This is a genomic window from Nonomuraea sp. NPDC049625, from assembly GCF_040675285.1.
GTDB classification, from domain to species: Bacteria; Actinomycetota; Actinomycetes; order Streptosporangiales; family Streptosporangiaceae; genus Nonomuraea; species Nonomuraea angiospora_A.
Genome location: NZ_JBFAOQ010000013.1, coordinates 1 through 17,249 on the forward strand (window position 1 = coordinate 1; position 17,249 = coordinate 17,249).

Consider the following 17,249-nt stretch of genomic DNA (forward strand, 5'->3'; position numbering starts at 1 on the left):
TACGTCCTCGACCACGGCAAGATCACCGAACAGGGCGACCACCACACCCTGATGTCCCTCAACGGCCTCTACGCCGACCTCTACACCCTCCAGGCCACCGCCTACCGCTGACCCTCACTGCAGGGCGGCCGCGATGACCGTGCGGGCGATCGAGGTCACCGCGTCGGCCCGCGCCCCGGGGCGCTCCAGCACGACCCCCACCGCCACCTCGGGCGCGTCCGCGGGCGCGAAGGCGGTGACGAGCGCGTGGTCGTCCGTCCCCGGGATGATCTCCGACAGGACGGCCTCGGCGCCCTTCCTGGGGCCGGCCGCCGCCGACTTCCCGGTGCGCGGCGCCATCGTCATCATCGTCGCCAGGCTCTTGGCCAGCGCCGGCGACAACGCCTTGCGGTAGACCGAGGGGTCGGCGCGGTCGATGACCGAGCCGTCCGCCAGCCGTGTCTCCTCCACCAGGTACGGCCGCATCAAGGTCCCGTTGTTGGCCACGGCGGCAGACAGCATGGCGACCATCAGCGGCGTCACCCGGCTGTCGTGGTGCCCGATGGCCGACAGGGCGGTCTGCGCCCGGTCCATGGACAGCGGATAGCGGCTGGCCGTGGCGACGAGCGGGATCGTCAGGTTCGGCGCGTTGAAGCCGAACGCCTCCGCCTGGTCCCTGAGCAGGTCCTGCCCGAGCTGCAGCCCGATGCCGGCGAAAGCGGTGTTGCAGGACACGTGGAACGCGTCCGTGAGCGTCGGCCGCTGCTTCCCGCACCCGCCGCCGCCCGCGTTCTGCAGGATCGTCGGCGTCCCGGGCAGCCGCAGCCGTGCGGGCGCGTTCACCAGCGAGGTCGGGGTGTACTCCCCGGACGCCAGCGCCGCGGCCGCCGTCACCAGCTTGAAGGTGGATCCGGGCGGATACAGGCGGTTCAGCGCCCGGTTCAGCAGGGGCCGCGACGGATCCTGCCGGAGCAGGCGCGCGGTCTCCAGGAGCCGGCCGGCGTCGAAGGTGGTGAGGCTGTTCGGGTCGTAGGTCGGATAGGTGGCCAGCGCCAGGATCGCCCCCGTCGCCGGGTTGACGGCCACCACCGCTCCCGGGAGTCCCATCCCCTTGAGCTCCTGGTACGCGGCCCGCTGCACCCGTTCACTGATCGTCAGCCGGACGTCGGCCCCCTGCACGACGCCCTCCCTGACCAGCGAGCGCACCTTGACCTTCGGGTCCTCCCCGGACAGCACCTCGTCCCGCGCCTGCTCGATCCCGGTGGAGCGGTAGAGCGACATGTGACCGGTGACGGCCGCGTACAGCTCCCCGTCCTGGTAGACCCGCCGGTAGAGGTACGGGCCGCCGCCGGTCGGGCGGCTCACGGCGATCGGGGTGCCCTCGTAGGTGAGGATGTCGCCGCGCGGATGGTCGAACCTGGCGATCAGCGGCCGTACGTTCCTGTGGTCGGCGTTGAGCTCCCGCGAACCGAACGCCTGGACGACCGTCACATGCGCCAGCACCACGAACAGCATCGCCGCGCACAACCTGGCGACACGGCGCAGCGGCTCGTCGATCCGCTCCGCCCTCGATCCGGCCATGGATCTTGGTTTAACAGCCGGACCGCAAAGACAGGGCTAGAGCTGGCTTCGGTAGTAGCCAATCTTGTTGTGGATGTACCTCTGCCGCTCGGCCAGCTTGTCGATCTGCTCCCTGACCTGCCGGTCGTGCTCTTCCAGCAGCCTGATCCGGTCGGGGATCGTGTGGTCTCCGGCGCGTACGAGCTCGGCGAAGCGGAGCATCTTGGCGATGGGCATGCCCGTGTCACGCAGGCAGCGAAGCGTGCCGAGCCAGCCGACGTCCTCCTGGCTGAACCTGCGCTGCCCGGCCGCGTTGCGCCCGACGCGCTCCAGCAGGCCGATCTTCTCGTAGTAGCGCAGGGTGTCGATGCTGAAGCCGGTCTCCTCGACAACTTCCGCCGGCGTGTAGACGCTCATGCGCCCTCCTTCGTCGGTCGCATGAGCGTGCCGCTGCTGTGTTCGATGGTTCGCTCGCTCTGCTCGCTCACGTTAACCAGGATCCCACCTGGAGCGCGCTCCAGGTCAATCGGCTTGACATGGAGTGCGCTCCAGCTCCCAAAGTCGGGCCCATGAACATCGCACTCGGCACGATTTCGTTCGGCACGACCGTCGACCTGGAGGACACGTTCGCCATCCTGGACCGGTTCCACGAGGCCGGCGGCACGATGCTCGACACGGCCAACAACTACCCGTTCTGGGTGGAGGGCCGGTCGGGCGATGAGAGCGAGCTGGCCATCGGCGCGTGGCTGGCCGCCCGCGGCAACCGCGACGAGATCTTCATCAGCACGAAGGGCGGCGCCCGCCCCACGGTCCCCGGCGACACCACCCTGGCCTCCGCCGAGGGCCTGTCCGCCCCCACCGTCGCCAGGGCCGCCGAGGGCAGCCTGCGGCGCCTCGGCGTGGACCACATCGACCTGTACTGGTCGCACATCGAAGACCGATCCGTCCCGCTGGAGGAGACTCTGGGGGCGATGGACGAGCTCGCCCAGGCAGGCAAGATCCGCAGTGCGGGCGCGAGCAACATCGCGACCTGGCGCCTCGAACGGGCCAGGAACATCTCGGCCGCCCACGGCTGGATCCCCTACACCTACCTCCAGCTCCGCCACACCTACCTGCGACCGCGCCCGCTCGCCAAGCTGGCGGAGTCCGGGCACCGGCTCGCCACGGACGAGACCCTCGACTACCTGGCCGCCGAGCCTGAGGTGACGTTGTGGGCGTACAACACGCTGATGTTCGGCAGCTACACCCGCGCCGACCGGCCCATTCCCGAGATCTACGACCACTCGGGGACCACGCGGCGGCTCGCGGTGCTGCGGGAGGTCGCGGACGAGCTGGGTGCCACGGTCAACCAGGTGGTGCTGGCGTGGCTGCTGGCCGACGGCGTGGTCCCGATCGTGGGCGTCTCGACGCGGGCCCAGCTGGAGGAGGCCATCGCCGCCACCGACCTCAAGCTCGACACGGACCTCCGCACCCGCCTCGACACCACCGTCTGACCCCCGGCGCCGGAAGGGCGAGCCTCGCGGCGTGCGGCCCGGCGGCCGGTCAGGCGAGGTGGTCGGACAGGTAGCGGCGGACGAGGTGTTTGCATTCGGCGACCAGCACCGCATCCCCGCACGGATCCACGCGGAACGCCAGCTTGAGCACCGCGTCCGTCGCCTCCACCGCCACCAGCAGCGCGCGATCCAGCCCCGGCCCCACGGGTGCGTCCAGGAGTTCGAGGGTGAGGGTGCGCAGCCGGTCGGCCACCACCACGTTGTTCTCCTGCGTCCCGTCCAGCGCCGTCTTGCTCCCGCCGACCGCCGGGCCGCCAGGGCCGAGGAGGACCTCGCCGAAGTCCAGCACCGCGAACCCCGGCGTGGTGCGCTTCATGGCGACGAACTCGTCGATGGCCAGGTCCACCAGGTCCGTCCAGTGCCCGAGGTCGGCCTTGGGGATGCGGTCGGTGACACGGGCGAGGAACGCCTCGAGGTTGCGCCGCGCCAGCGCCCGCACCAACCCCTGCTTGTCGTGGAAGAACTGGTAGAAGGTGCCGATCGGAACTTCGGCGCGGCGGGCGACCTCTTTGGTGGTCATCGCGTCGTAGCCGACCTCATCGAGCAGGAGCGCGCACTCGTCGAGCATCCGCTCCACCCGCTCCACGCTCCGGCGCTGGGCGGGACGACGGCGCAAGGTACTCGTCATGACCCCATCCTGACCTATTACTGACATTAAAGTTCCCATAGACGAAAGGAGCCCGGGATGTTCCTGTGGGGGACGGCCACTGCGGCGTACCAGATCGAGGGCGCGGTCAAGGAGGACGGCAGGGGCGTCTCCGTCTGGGACACCTTCGCCCACGAGCCGGGCCGCACCAGGGACGGGCATACCGGGGAGGTCGCGTGCGACCACTATCACCGGTGGCGCGAGGACGTCGAGCTCATGTCCGGGCTCGGGGTGAACGCCTACCGCTTCTCCATAGCCTGGCCGCGCGTCCAGCCGCAGGGGGACGGCGAGGTCAACGCGGCAGGGCTCGACTTCTACGAGCGGCTGGTGGACGCGCTGCTGGAGAAGGGCATCCAGCCGGTGCCGACGCTGTTCCACTGGGATCTGCCGCAGGCGCTGCAAGATCGCGGCGGGTGGATTAACCGCGATATTTCGGGAAATTTCGCCGAATACGCCGCCACCGTCGCAGCCCGCCTGGCCGACCGCGTCCCCCTCTGGATCACCCTGAACGAGCCGTTCGTCCACATGGCCTACGGGTACGCCATGGGCATCCACGCCCCGGGCCAGGCCCTCCTCACGGACGCGCTCCCCGCCGCCCACCACCAGCTCCTGGCCCACGGCCTGGCCGTGCAGGCCCTGCGGGCGGCCGGTGCCCGCCAGGTGGCCATCACCAACAACTGCACCCCGGTCTGGCCCGCGTCCCAGGAAGAAGCCGACCTGAAGGCGGCGGAGGCCTACGACATCCTCCACAACCGCCTCTTCAACGACCCCATACTTCTCGGCAAATATCCGGACCTGTCGGCGTACACCCCGACCGTCGACTTCATCCGGGACGGCGACCTCGACATCATCGCCGCCCCGCTGGACGGCCTGGGCATCAACTACTACAACCCCACCCGCATCGCCGCCCCCACCGACGACGGCCTCCCGTTCGCGGACGCGGGCATCACCGGCTACCCCACCACCGCGTTCGGCTGGCCGGTCGTCCCCGACGGCCTGCGCGAGCTCCTGACCGGCCTCAAGTCCAGGTACGGCAGCGCGCTCCCGCCCATCCACATCACGGAGAACGGCTGCTCGACCGACGACACGCTCGAGGACCACTCCCGCATCGAGTTCCTGGAGGGCCACATCGCGGCGATGCGCCGGGCCATGGCCGAGGGCGTGGACGTACGGGGCTACTTCGTCTGGTCCCTGCTGGACAACTTCGAGTGGGCCGAGGGCTACCACCAGCGCTTCGGCCTCGTACACGTGGACTTCGAGACCCAGCACCGCACCCCGAAGGCCTCCTACCGCTGGCTGCGGGAGCAGCTCCGGGCTCAGAACACCGACACGTGAACGTGGTCGTAGTGGTTGGCCGTGACCCCGCCGCGGTCCGACATCGGGTCCCAGCCGCCGCCTGACCGGATGTCGTAGTAGCGCTGCTTCCAGATGATGTACATGACGCCGATCCGGGCGCCGTTCTTGATCAGGTAGTCGGCCAGGGCGTCGCCGCGCGCCTCGTCGGACCCGCCGGCCATGGTGCCGCCACGCGACATCATGAAGTCGCAGGCCCGGCCCTTGCCGTGCTCGCCGGGGTCGCCGGGGCGCAGGCAGCCCACGCCGTACTTCATGGGGAAGTTCCGCATGATGTCGGCCCGCACGTCGATCATGCGCTGGGTCAGGCCCTCGGCGCCGCCGGGCTGCTGGAAGCCGTACTTGGCGAGCAGCTTGTCGATGTCGCGCTGCTTGCTCTGGAGGTTCTTGATCTCCTTGCGCAGCTTCTCGATCCTGTCGTTGGCGGCGATCTTCGCCTCTTTGGACTTGTCGATCAGCTTCTGGACGCCCTGGACGCGCCTGGTGCGCTCGTCGGCCATGTAGTTCATGTTGGCCGCCTGCCCCAGGATCATGGTCGGGTCGGCGTTGGGGGTGAGGAGCCGGAAGGTGTCGAGGGGCCCCACCATGTACGCGGTCTGCGCGATGTCGGCCACGGCCGCCTGCGCGTCCTTCAGCTGGGCCTGAAGGGTGCCGGAAGTGGTGGTCGCCCGTTTCACCTGGAGCTTGATCTCCTCCAGGCTCTGGATCTGGCCTCGGTAGCGCTTTTCGAGCAGCTCGGCCTGTTTGGTGAGTTTGCGCAGGTCACCAGGGCTGGGCTCGGCCGCGGCTGGGGATGGCGCGGGAAGGCTGAGCAGCCCGGCGAGGACGGCGACAAGAACGGCGATCCGCCCGATTCTCACACCCGCCCCCTCCCCTCATAGACGGTCCGAAACTATAGAAGATGATCTTGATTCCTGTCACCCGAACGGCCGAACTGCCGCACCATTGGTGACATTTATGGTGATTTGTCCGACTTAAGGCGAACCTAAAGATTGGGTCTTGTATAGATCGCTCCAACGGTCTGAGATGGCGATCGAACTCGTCTCTGCGAAGGGGCAGATCGTGTCTCGAACATTGACCCTCGCCACCGCCGTCATCCTCGGCTTAGGCACGTCCATCGTGGCCACGACCGCGCAGGCGTCCGTGGACCCGCTACCGCCCCGCGACCGCATCGAGCTCTACCAGCTCGACAGCGCCCCGGGCACCGCGCAGGCACTCAGGGAAAAGGGCTTCGACGTCGTCCAGCAGCAGAACAAGGGCGACCAGGAACACATCGAACTCACCGCCGCACAGACCGACCTGGACGCGCTGCGCAAGCTCGGCCACAAACCCGAGCCCGTACGCAATCCGCAGGGCCAGACCCAGCTCGAGGCCGCCAAGGCGCAGGCGGCCTCCGGCTACACCGTGTGGAAGTCCTATTCCGAGGCGGGCGGCATCGCCGACCAGCTCAAGGCCATCGCGAACGCCAACAAGGACATCGTCAAGCTCCAGTCCATCGGCAAGTCGCTGAAGGGCCAGGACATCCTGGCCGTCAAGGTCACCACGGGCGCCCGGCTGCTGCCCGACGGCATCAAGCCCTCGACCCTCTACTCCGCCACCCAGCACGCCCGCGAGTGGATCGCCACTGAGGTGGACATGCGGCTGCTGAAGTACCTGATCGCGAACAAGGCCGCGCTGAAGGACCTGCTCAACAAGAGCGAGCTGTGGTTCGTGCCGGTGGCCAACCCCGACGGGTACGACTTCACGTTCACCGAGGGCAACCGCCTGTGGCGCAAGAACCTGCGCGACGTCAACGGCGACGGCAAGATCACGGTCGGCGACGGCGTCGACCCGAACCGGAACTTCCCGACGAACTTCCACTACGACGAGGAAGGCTCGTCGAGCATCCCGAGCAGCGACACCTACCGCGGCACCGGCCCGGCCAGCGAGCCGGAGACCAGGGCCATGGACGGCCTGCTCAGGCGCATCGGGTTCGAGATGCAGCTCAACTACCACTCCTACGGCCCGCTGCTGCTCTACCCGAGCGGCTTCCAGATCGCCACGGAGACGCCCGACAACCCGATCTACGAGGCCATCACCGGCAACGACGCCAAACCGGCCGTCCCCGGCTTCGACCCCGACCTCGGGGCCGAGCTCTACACCACGAACGGCGACACCAACGACCATGCCCACCGCCAGTACGGCACGCTGTCGTGGACGCCGGAGCTGGACGAGGGCTGCGACGGCTGCGGGTTCGTCTTCCCCGACGACGAGGCGCTGGTGCAGGGCGAGTTCGAGAAGGGCCTGCCGTTCGCGCTCGACGTGGCCAGGTCCGCGGTCAACCCCGTCGAGCCGGTGAACCACCTGGGCAACACGACCCCGGACTTCGAGATCGACCCGTTCGAGGTCAGCTACGGCAAGGACCAGGTCGTCCAGGTCAACGCCAAGCGCAAGCTCGGCCCGGTCTTCCTGAACTACCAGGTCAACGGCGGCCGTACCAAGACCGTCCTGACGGGTGAGTGGAAGGGCGGCGAGCGGTACGGCAGCGGCTACGACCGCTACTACCACCGGCTGCGCGGCAAGATCACCGGCACCAGGCCGGGCGACAAGGTGAAGGTCTGGTTCGCCTCGATCGGCAGGAAGAGCGCCGACTTCACCTACACCGTGGCGACCGACATCGGCGGAAAGGTGCTGATCCTGGCCACGGAGGACGTCACGGGCCTCAGCCCGGCGCAGGGCGTGACCGAGGCCAAGTACGCCGACGAGTACGCCGCGGCGCTCACGGCGGCCGGCTACACCTCGGACGTGTACGACATGGACAAGATGGGCCGCAAGGCCCCGCACCCGCTGGGCGTGCTCAGCCACTACAAGGCCGTGGTGTGGGAGACCGGCGACGACATCATCCCGAGGTCGCCCGGCCAGGTGGGCGGCACGACCTCCAAGGGCGGCGTGGACACCGAACTGGCGGTCCGCGACTACCTGAACGAGGGTGGCAAGCTGCTGCACGCCGGCAAGTACCCGTCGTTCGCGGCCAACAACAACGGCGCCTACTACTACCAGCCCGACCAGCCGGCGCAGCCGGAGTGCACGGTCCCGGACGACCCGCCGTGCATCGCGGTGTTCAACGACTTCCAGCAGTACTGGCTGGGCGCGTACGTCTTCTTCGACGACGCCGGCACCGACCACAACACGGGCCAGCCGTTCGGGCTGGCGGGCAACGGCGGCACGTTCGACGGCTTCGGCGCGACGATCGAGCCGAGCCACACCAACTCGTTCGTGGCCACCTCGGCCATCCTGCCCGCGCAGCAGTTCCCGCTGTTCGCGAGCTCGGCGCAGGTCAAGTGGGCACGCCCGGGCGGCCCGTTCGACCCGCACTCCGGGGCATGGGACGTCTACAGCGGCATCGCCGACGTCTCGTGGAAGCGGCTGACCAAGACGATCGACCTGACCGGCAAGAGCAGCGGCGAGCTGACGTTCTGGACGTCGTACGACACCGAGAGCACCTGGGACTACCTCGCGGTAGAGGCGCACACGGCGGGCGGCGACGACTGGACCATGCTCCCGGACGCCAACGGGCACACCACCCAGGAGACCGGCAGCAGCTGCGACCCGCCCAGCGGCGGTGAAGGCTGGCGGGCGATCCACCCGTTCACCCAGCGCTACCAGGGCCCCAACTGCGAGCCCACCGGCACCTCCGGCGCCTGGCACGCCGCCACCGGCAACTCGGCCGGCTGGCAGCAGTGGAAGATCGACCTGACCCCGTACGCGGGCAAGAAGGTCGAGCTGTCGGTCTCCTACATCAGCGACTGGAGCACCCAGGGTGCGGGCGTCTTCCTGGACGACTTCGCGGTCACCCTGGACGGCGTGACGACCGAGCAGACCTCGTTCGAGTCGGACCTGGGCGGCTGGGCCGTCGGGGCGCCTCCCGAGGGCACCTCGCCGTCGATCAACAACTGGTTCAGGACGGACCAGGTCTTCGAGGAGGGTGCCGGCATCGTCACCAAGGACACCGTCTACCTGGGCTTCGGCGCTGAGAGCGTGACCGACCCGGCCAAGCGCGCCGACCTCGTCAAGAGATCCATGAAGCACCTGCTCGGTTAGAGCCGGAGAGGGGTGCGGCAGAGCGTGCCGCACCCCTCTTGCGTGTCCGGACAGAACATGGTTCGGTCACCTTGAGGAAGTCCGGAAACAAGCAAGCATTCGGTCAAGCAGGAGGGTCACGACATGCGCCGGCACGACACGCTGTTCATCGGGGGCGAATGGGTGGCCCCCGCGGGCACCGCGACGATAGACATCGTCTCCCCGCACACCGAGGAGGTGGTCGGCCAGGTGCCCGACGGCACGGCCGCGGACATGGACCGCGCGGTCGCGGCCGCCAGGGAGGCGTTCGACCACGGGCCGTGGCCGCGGATGACGTTCGCCGAGCGGGCCGAGGTCATCGGCAGGCTGGCCGCGATCTACAACGAGCGGCAGGGCGAGATGGCCCAGCTCATCACGGAGGAGATGGGCTCGCCGATCACGTTCTCGAACCTCGCGCAGGCGCCCCAGCCGCTGGGCATGCTCCAGTACTACGCCGAGCTGGGCAAGACGTTCGAGCAGGAGGAGCAGCGGCCGGGGCTGTTCGGCCCGATCACCGTGCGCAGGGAGCCGGTGGGCGTGGTGGCGGCCGTGGTGCCGTGGAACGTCCCCCAGTTCGTCACGATGACCAAGGTCGCGCCCGCGCTGCTGGCCGGCTGCACCATCGTGCTCAAGCCGGCGCCCGAGACGCCGCTGGACGCGTACCTGCTGGCCGAGTGGGCGATCGAGGCGGGCATCCCGGCCGGCGTGCTCAACATCGTGGCCGCGGGCCGCGAGGTCGGCGAGCACCTGATCTCCCACCCCGGCGTGGACAAGGTGGCCTTCACCGGCTCGACGGCGGCCGGCCGGCGCATCGCCGCCATCTGCGGCGAGCAGCTCAAGCGGGTCAGCCTGGAGCTGGGCGGCAAGTCCGCCGCGATCGTCCTGGACGACGCCGACCTGGCCGCCAGCATGGGCTTCCTGTCCATCGCCTCGCTCATGAACAACGGCCAGGCCTGCGTGGCGCAGACCCGCATCCTGGCCTCGCGCAACCGCTACGACGAGGTCGTCGACGCCGTCGCGAACATGGTCAACTCCCAGCCCGTCGGCGACCCCGCCGACCCGGCGACCGGCATCGGCCCGCTGGTGGCCAAGCGGCAGCAGGACCGGGTGGAGGGCTACATCAGGATCGGCATGGACGAGGGCGCCAAGGTCGTCGTCGGCGGTCTCGACCGGCCCTACGACCGCGGCTGGTACGTCTCCCCCACCGTCTTCTCCGGCGTCACCAACGAGATGCGCATCGCCCGCGAGGAGATCTTCGGCCCGGTCCTGACCGTGATCCCGTACGAGGACGAGGCGGACGCCGTACGCATCGCCAACGACAGCGACTACGGCCTGGCCGGCTCGGTGTGGACGGCCGACGCCGAGCACGGCATGGACGTGGCCCGCCAGGTCCGCACCGGCACGTACGGCGTCAACTGCTTCATGCTGGAGACCAACGCGCCCTTCGGCGGCTACAAGGCCAGCGGCATCGGCCGCGAGCTGGGCCCCGAGGGCCTGAGCGGCTACCTGGAGTACAAGACGATCGCGCGGCTCGGCTAGCCCTCCGCGAGAAGGGCCTCGCGGCATGCCGCGAGGCCCTTCGTCGTACCACGGGACCGTGCACCCAGCGCGCCCCCGCAACGCTAGGTACAGATCCCGCTACCGGAAGTATGTCCCACGGTCACCGTGGCGACGGTTTCCTTCCCCAGAGACTTTCTCCCGGCGGTTTCTTTCTTTCCGTCCTAGATAGACGCGTTTAACTCACAAAAGGTTCGAGGAGATCCACTTGCCGATTCTGCGGATGAGTTCGGGGGGCGCGGCGGTCTCCGCGTGGCCGTACCCGGGCTCGATCCAGAGCTCCTTGGGCTCGCGTGCGCCGGCGTAGAGCTGGTGCGCGTGATCGAGCGGGAAGAACGCGTCCTGGTCGCCGTGCACGATCAGCAGCGGGGTCGGCGAGATGAGCGCGGCGGCCTCGTGCGGCGGCATCGGGATCGGGTTCCAGTCGCCGCGGGCGATCCTCGTCCGCTTGACCACCCTCGCCGCCAGGCGCCCGAACGGCCGCTCGATGGCCCAGTGGACCTGCCGCATCGGCTTGGTGCCGCGGTAGTACCAGCGGGCCGGGCTGCTCACCGCCACCACGGCGTCCACGCCGCCGCGCAGGCCCGCGTGCCGTACGGCCACCGCCGCCCCCATGGAGAAGCCGACGACCGCGATCTTGGAGTAGCCGGCCACGCGGGCGTGCCGGACGGCGGCGTCCAGGTCGAGGATCTCCAGGTCGCCCACCGTGGTCTCACCGCCGGAGCGCCCGTGGCCGCGGAAGTCGAAGGCGACCACACCGCCGTACCCGCTCAGCACGTGCACGATGCGCCGCGCCGTCCGATCTCGCCACGACCCGGTGAACCCATGCGCCATGACAATGCCTGTGTTCATGGCCTCCACTCCGTGGAGGCGGGCTCGGTCGCTGGGGAGCCGTCGCCTTCCCTCGTCGCTCTGGTCGCTACGCTCCCGACGCTCCTCAGTCCAGGCGACGGCGCTCCCTCGCCGTGCGAAGGGGGTGTGGGCGGCGTTGAGGCGTACCCCGTCGTCGGTCCTGAGCATGACGGGGAAATGAGGCGCGTAGGGCATGGGGACGAGCTTATGTTCGCTCCGCGTCCACCCCGTGTTCGGCCGCCCAGACCGCGATCCGCGCCCGCGAGTCGAAGCCCAGTTTCTCCATGATGATGGCGACGTGCCTGGCCACGGTGGCCGGACTGACCACCAGCGCCTCGGCGACGCCACGGTTGCTCAGGCCGCGGGCCAGCATGGCGGCGATCTCCCGCTCCCGCTCGCTCAGCCCGTCTCGGTCGAGCACGCGCGGCGGCGGCACGGCCGACCCGGGATCGCCGTCGAGCACCAGCCCGGCCACCACCTCCGGCGGCATCCCCGTTCCCCTGGCCCACAGCAGCTCCACCGGGTCCGCCCCGAGCCGCGCGCGGGCCAGCGCCAGCAGATCCTCGATCCGGCCGGACGCGCCGACCTGCCCGATGGACTCGCGCAGCGCGGTGGCGGCCGCGGCCGCGAGCACCGCCCCCTCCAGGTCTTCCCGCGCCTGCGCCAGGGCGGAGACGGCCATGAGCGCGCGGACGATCCCCCTGCGCTGGCCCGTCTGCCTGCTCAGCGCCAGGCTGTCGGCTATGTGCCCCCTGGCCGCGGCGTGGTCGTGCAGCCCGGCCGCCACCCGGCCGATCTGGGCCTGGCAGCGGGCCAGCTCGATCCGGTTGTCCAGGTCCTCCAGCAGCGGCAGCGCGGCGGCGTGGTGTGACCTGGCGGTCTCCAGGTCGCCCGCGGCCTCGGCCACCGCGCCCAGGTGGGTCAGCGCCCTGGCCAGCGACCAGTGGTGCCCGGCCTCCGCGGCCAGCGCGAGCGCCTCCTCGCCGTAGCTCCGGGCCTCGTCCGGCCGGCCGTGGAAGAGCGCCAGGTTGAGCTGGGCGATCCTGGCCGTGACCAGGTTGAACAGGTCGTCGTGGGCGCCGGCCGCCGTCTCCAGCTCCGCGGCGTAACGCCGCGCCCGCTCGCTCTGCCCGGTGCGGAAGAGCACGGTCAGCGCCACGCCGTACGTGATGCCCAGCCAGTGGGTGTACGGGTGCCGCTTCTGCTCCTCGAGCCCCCGCACGACCAGCTCTTCCGCCCGGCCCAGCTCGTCGGCGAGCTCCAGCCCGTACGCCAGCCCGCACCTGGCCACCGCGACCAGGTCGGCAGGGGCCCCGGACAGGTCGAGCGCGAGCAGCCGCTCGTGCCAGCCGACGCTCTCGCCCAGGTCGCCCCGGACGGCCATGACGGCCATCGCGGCGCGGGCCAGGCGCAGCCCGAGCACGGGGTCCCGCGACTCCACCGCCCAGTCGACCGCGTTCCTGGAGTCGTCGAGGAGGGCTCGGCCCCTGGTGAAGTGGGCGAAGCGATCCTGCCACGGCATCCTGCGGTCGAGCGAGCCGGCCTCGTGGCAGTGCTCCATCTCCTCGCAGACCGCCTTCAGGTGCCTATCACGCAGGTGCGCGGCCTCGCCGGCCTCGGCCAGGCGCTCGGCGGCGTACTGCTTGATGGTCTCCAGCAGGCGGTAGCGGCCGGGGGCGTGGTGGCGCACCAGCGACTTCCCGGCCAAGGCGGTGAGCAGGCCGGGCAGCTCGGCCCTGCGCAGGATGCCGCCGTCGGCGCAGACCCGCTCGGCCAGGCCGAGGTCGAACGGCCCGGCGAACACCGAGAGCCGGCGCAGCAGCACCCGCTCCTTGGGCGGGAGCAGCTCGTGGCTCCACTCGACGATGGCCAGGAGCGTGCGCTGCCTGGCCGGAGCCGTGCGATCGCCGGCCGCGAGCAGGCCGAGCCGCTCGCCGCCGCGACCGGCCAGGCGGTCGGCGATGTGCCCGGGGCTCAACCGGCTCGTACGGGCCGCCGCCAGCTCCAGCGCGAGCGGCAGGCCGTCGAGCGCGTGGCACAGGCGTACGACGTCGTCCATGACGCCCGCCACCCCGCTCGCGCCCGCCGCGAGCGCCCGCTCGACGAACAGCAGCACGGACTCGGCCTCGGGATGCCGCTCGTCGGGCAGCTCCAGCGGCGGCACCCGCCAGACCAGCTCGCCCGGGATGCGCAGCGGCTCCCGGCTGGTGAGCAGGAACCGCAGCTCGGGGCACTCGGCGGTCAGACCGGCCACCAGCTCGGCGCAGCGCTCGACCAGGTGCTCGCAGTTGTCCAGCACGATCAGCGCCCTGGCCGTGCGCAGGCGCGTGCGCAGGCCGTCCAGCAGCCGCCCGGGCACCTCGTCGCGTACGCCGAGCACCTCGGCCATCTCGTTGACGATCAGCTCGGGGTTGCCGATGCGGGCCAGCTCGACCAGCCACACGCCGTCGGGGAAGCGTCTCAGCTCCTGCGCCGCCACGCGCAGGCCGAGCCGGGTCTTGCCGATGCCGCCCACGCCGCTGAGCGTGACCACGCGTTCTTCGTGGACGAGCACCGCCAGCTCGGCCACGTCGCGGACGCGACCGACGAAGCGGTTGGGCTCGGCGGGGAGATTGTGCGGAACTTGCGCGATCATGTGGGGCCCAGGTGGTCGCGGGGGGATCACATCCGATGCCAAGTCTCCCCTGGTTCAGGGGCTGATGGGGTCACTTTCCGTGCAGAGTTCGCGACTGGTTGGATATGAATGCAGGACCCCGAGGTCGGCGACGCTCATCACGATCCGTACGCGTGATTCGTCCGCGGCGGCGAGCGCCCTTGGCATCTCGGAGATCATCACGCGGGCGCCGCTCGCGTGGATCCGGTCCCTGAAGGCGCCCGCGTCGAGGTCGCACGGCAACGGCCAGGCGACGCCGCCCGCGGCGATCACCGCGTCGGCCGCCACCAGCAGGTCGGCTCCCACGGGCAGGCAGATGAGCACGGCGTCACCCGCGCGCACACCTCGGCGCCGCAGCTGGACGGCCGCGACTGCAGACCTCTCGTCCAGCTGCTCCTCGGTGAGCCTCAGGCCGGTGCCCGAGTCCACCATGACGATGTGCTCATCCATGTGGCCCACGGTAGGGAGGGCCCCTCATGCATACATGGGGCGGAATATGCAGATCCCTATGCAGAACCGCGCGCCACGTTCACTGCGCGACGATCGGGTGCTCGGCGGCCCAGACCGCGATCTGGGCCCGCGACGTGTAGCCCAGCTTCTCCATGATGTTGGCGATGTGCCGGGCGACCGTGGCGGGGCTGATCACCAGCTCCGTCGCGATGGCGCGGTTGGACAGCCCTCGCGTGAGCAGGCCCGCGACCTCCTGCTCGCGGGCCGTCAGCAGCGAGTGTCTGACCGGCTTGGTCGCCACCGGCGCCTTCTGCGCGATGCGCTCGCCCTCCAGCACGTGGCGGGCGGCGTCGTCGGGGCTCATGGCCCGGCCCCGCGACCAGATCGAGGTGGTGCGGCCGTCGCCCAGCTTGGTGCGGGCCCGGCCGAGCAGCTCCTCGATCCTGAGCGTGGGCGACTTCTGCCCGATCGACTCGCGCAGCCTGACCGCCGCGCCCGCGGCCAGCACGGCGCCCTCCAGGTCGCCCTCGCACTCCGCCAGCATCGACAGCCCGACCAGGCACAGGGCCACCCCGTGGCGTTGCCCGGTCTCCCGGCCCAGGGCGAGGCTGGCGGCCAGCCACTCCCGCGCGGCGGCGAACTCGTGCAGCATCGCCGTCACCCTGCCGACCCTGGCCAGGGCGCGCGACAGGTCGAGGTCGCTGCCCAGCTCGCGCAGCCACGGGACGACCATCTCGTAATGGGCCTTGGCGGTCACCAGGTCGCCGCGGAACTCTGCCACCGAGCCGAGCTGGGTGGCGGTCCTGGCCATGATCCACCGGTGGCCGTGCTCGCGGGCCCGCGCGAGCGCCTCCTCGCCGTGCCGCTGCGCCTCGCGCAGCCGCCCGCGGGTCAGCGCCACGGCCGACAGCCCGGCCAGCCCCGCCGCCTGGTTCCACGCGTCTCCCGACCGCAGGGCCAGCGCCAGGCCCTCATCCGCGTGGTGCACCGCGTCCTCGGGCCTGCCCATGCGCAGCAGCACCACGACGATGAGGCTGTGGATGACGCAGCGCGCGAACGTGTTGTCGGTGGTGATCTCGGCCAGGCTCTCCTCGGCCAGCGCCAGGGAGCGGCTCAGCTCGTCCCTGGCCTCCAGGCCGTAGGCGAGGTATCCCCTGGCCTGCGCGATCTGCTCGACGGGCACCTCGGTCAGGTCGAGCGACAGCAGCCGCTCGATCCAGGTGACGATCTCCGTCAGGTTTCCGCAGAGCGGCAGCAGCCCGCTGCTGGCTGCGCAGAGGCGCAGGCCCAGCGGTACGTTGCCGGACTCCACGGACCAGTCGAGCGCCATCCGCTGGTCGTCGACGAGGCTCTTGCTCATGGTCAGCGCCTCGAGGCGGCGCGCCCACGGCACGCCCGGCTCGACCATCTCGGTGGCGAAGTGGCGCTCCTGCAGCTCGCAGACCACGTGCAGGTGGCGCTCGCGCAGGACCTCGCGCTCGCCGGCCTTCTGGAGACACCCCACCGCGTAGCGCTTGATGGTCTCCAGCAGCCAGTAGCGCCTGCGGCTCTCGTCGCACAGCACGAGGGACTTGTCGACCAGCCCGCCGAGCAGATCGACGATCTCCGACTCCGAGATGGGCCGCTCGGCGCAGACCTGCTCGGCCAGGTCGAGGTCGAAGTCCCCGGCGAACACCGACAGCCTGCGCAGCAGCACCTGCTCCTTCGCCGACAGCAGGTCGTAGCTCCACTCGACGGCCGCGACCAGCGTGCGCTGCCTGGCGGGGGCGGTGCGGCCGCCGGTGGTGAGCAGCGAGAACCGGTCGTCGATGCGGTCGGCGATCTGGCCGGGGCTGAGCAGGCTCGTGCGGGCCGCGGCCAGCTCCAGCGCCAGCGGCAGCCCGTCGAGCGCCCGGCACAGCCGCACCACGTCGGGCAGGCTGCCCGGACCCAGCCTGGTGCCGGCGGCCGTCGCCCGGTCCAGGAAGAGCTGCACGGACTCCGCCTCGGAACCACCCTGCACGGGCTCATGCTCATGCTCGTGCTCGGGGCCGCCCTCCCTGGAAGTGCTCTCGTCGGGGAGGTCGAGCGGTGGGACCCGCCAGATCAGCTCGCCTGCGATGCGCAGCGGCTCCCTGCTCGTGGCCAGGACGCTCAGGCGCGGGCAGGCCGCGATCAGCTCCGCGGCGACCTCGGCGCACCTGTCGATGAGATGCTCGCAGTTGTCGAGCAGCAGCAGGCAGTGCAGGCCGCGCAGCCGGTCGAGGACGGTGCCGAACACCCGGCGGCCCGCCTCCTCCCGCACGCCGAGCACCCGGCCGATCTCCTGGTCGACCAGCTCGGGGTGGCGCAGCCTGGCCAGCTCGACCAGCCAGACGCCGTCGGGGTACGCCGACACCAGCCCGGCCGCGACCCGCAGGGCCAGGCGGGTCTTGCCGATGCCGCCCACCCCGCACAACGTGACCACGCGCGTCTCGCGGAACAGCCCGCGCAATTCGTCGAGATCGCGCTCGCGACCAACGAACCGGTTGGGCTCCGCCGGAAGATTGTGCCTGGGGGGCTCTGGCAT

Annotated in this window: 12 protein-coding genes; 4 read left to right on the top strand and 8 right to left on the bottom strand. The window is 70.5% G+C overall.

Annotated elements, in window-relative coordinates; all coding sequences use genetic code 11:
- Window positions 1-114: 114 nt before the first annotated feature.
- Both AB0J87_RS42390 and AB0J87_RS42395 read right to left on the bottom strand, forming a co-directional pair.
- Window positions 115-1,560, bottom strand: a complete 1,446-nt coding sequence (locus AB0J87_RS42390; protein WP_363975916.1) for a penicillin-binding transpeptidase domain-containing protein — start codon at window positions 1,558-1,560, stop codon at window positions 115-117.
- 36 nt (window positions 1,561-1,596) lie between these two features.
- A complete protein-coding gene (locus AB0J87_RS42395) occupies window positions 1,597-1,956 on the bottom strand; it encodes a MerR family transcriptional regulator (RefSeq protein ID WP_357743410.1) in 360 nt (119 codons plus the stop codon).
- A 152-nt stretch (window positions 1,957-2,108) separates the two neighbouring features.
- Here AB0J87_RS42395 and AB0J87_RS42400 point away from each other — a divergent pair, with 152 nt between their 5' ends.
- Window positions 2,109-3,032, top strand: coding sequence for an aldo/keto reductase (locus tag AB0J87_RS42400; RefSeq protein WP_363975921.1), 924 nt, complete (start codon window positions 2,109-2,111; stop codon window positions 3,030-3,032).
- Window positions 3,033-3,081: 49 nt separating this feature from the next.
- Here AB0J87_RS42400 and AB0J87_RS42405 read toward each other — a convergent pair whose 3' ends face one another.
- Window positions 3,082-3,720, bottom strand: coding sequence for a TetR family transcriptional regulator (locus AB0J87_RS42405; RefSeq protein WP_363975924.1), 639 nt, complete (start codon window positions 3,718-3,720; stop codon window positions 3,082-3,084).
- A gap of 57 nt (window positions 3,721-3,777) precedes the next feature.
- Here AB0J87_RS42405 and AB0J87_RS42410 point away from each other — a divergent pair, with 57 nt between their 5' ends.
- Window positions 3,778-5,073 carry a GH1 family beta-glucosidase gene (locus AB0J87_RS42410; protein WP_363975927.1) on the top strand — a complete coding sequence of 432 codons (1,296 nt, stop codon included), beginning with the start codon at window positions 3,778-3,780 and terminating at the stop codon, window positions 5,071-5,073.
- Here the strand turns inward: AB0J87_RS42410 and AB0J87_RS42415 are convergent.
- On the bottom strand, window positions 5,055-5,951 hold the full coding sequence (locus tag AB0J87_RS42415; protein ID WP_363975929.1) for a hypothetical protein: 897 nt from the start codon (window positions 5,949-5,951) through the stop codon (window positions 5,055-5,057). The genes AB0J87_RS42410 and AB0J87_RS42415 overlap by 19 nt on opposite strands.
- A gap of 202 nt (window positions 5,952-6,153) precedes the next feature.
- On the opposite strand from AB0J87_RS42415, the gene AB0J87_RS42420 reads away from it, so the two are divergent.
- Window positions 6,154-9,171: a M14 family zinc carboxypeptidase gene (locus AB0J87_RS42420; protein ID WP_363975932.1), complete on the top strand. Its 3,018-nt coding sequence runs from the start codon at window positions 6,154-6,156 to the stop codon at window positions 9,169-9,171.
- 123 nt (window positions 9,172-9,294) lie between these two features.
- Window positions 9,295-10,728, top strand: coding sequence for an aldehyde dehydrogenase (locus tag AB0J87_RS42425; protein WP_363975935.1), 1,434 nt, complete (start codon window positions 9,295-9,297; stop codon window positions 10,726-10,728).
- A gap of 201 nt (window positions 10,729-10,929) precedes the next feature.
- Here AB0J87_RS42425 and AB0J87_RS42430 read toward each other — a convergent pair whose 3' ends face one another.
- The 4 genes from AB0J87_RS42430 to AB0J87_RS42445 all read right to left on the bottom strand — a co-directional run bounded on the left by AB0J87_RS42430 (window position 10,930) and on the right by AB0J87_RS42445 (window position 17,249).
- Window positions 10,930-11,598, bottom strand: a complete 669-nt coding sequence (locus AB0J87_RS42430; protein WP_363975938.1) for an alpha/beta fold hydrolase — start codon at window positions 11,596-11,598, stop codon at window positions 10,930-10,932.
- Window positions 11,599-11,803: 205 nt separating this feature from the next.
- A complete protein-coding gene (locus AB0J87_RS42435; RefSeq protein WP_363975941.1) occupies window positions 11,804-14,233 on the bottom strand; it encodes a LuxR C-terminal-related transcriptional regulator in 2,430 nt (809 codons plus the stop codon).
- Window positions 14,234-14,287: 54 nt separating this feature from the next.
- Window positions 14,288-14,701: an AMP-binding protein gene (locus tag AB0J87_RS42440; RefSeq protein ID WP_363975944.1), complete on the bottom strand. Its 414-nt coding sequence runs from the start codon at window positions 14,699-14,701 to the stop codon at window positions 14,288-14,290.
- A 79-nt stretch (window positions 14,702-14,780) separates the two neighbouring features.
- The gene (locus tag AB0J87_RS42445; RefSeq protein WP_363975946.1) at window positions 14,781-17,249 is read right to left on the bottom strand and encodes a LuxR C-terminal-related transcriptional regulator; all 2,469 of its coding nucleotides are present in this window, start codon (window positions 17,247-17,249) and stop codon (window positions 14,781-14,783) included.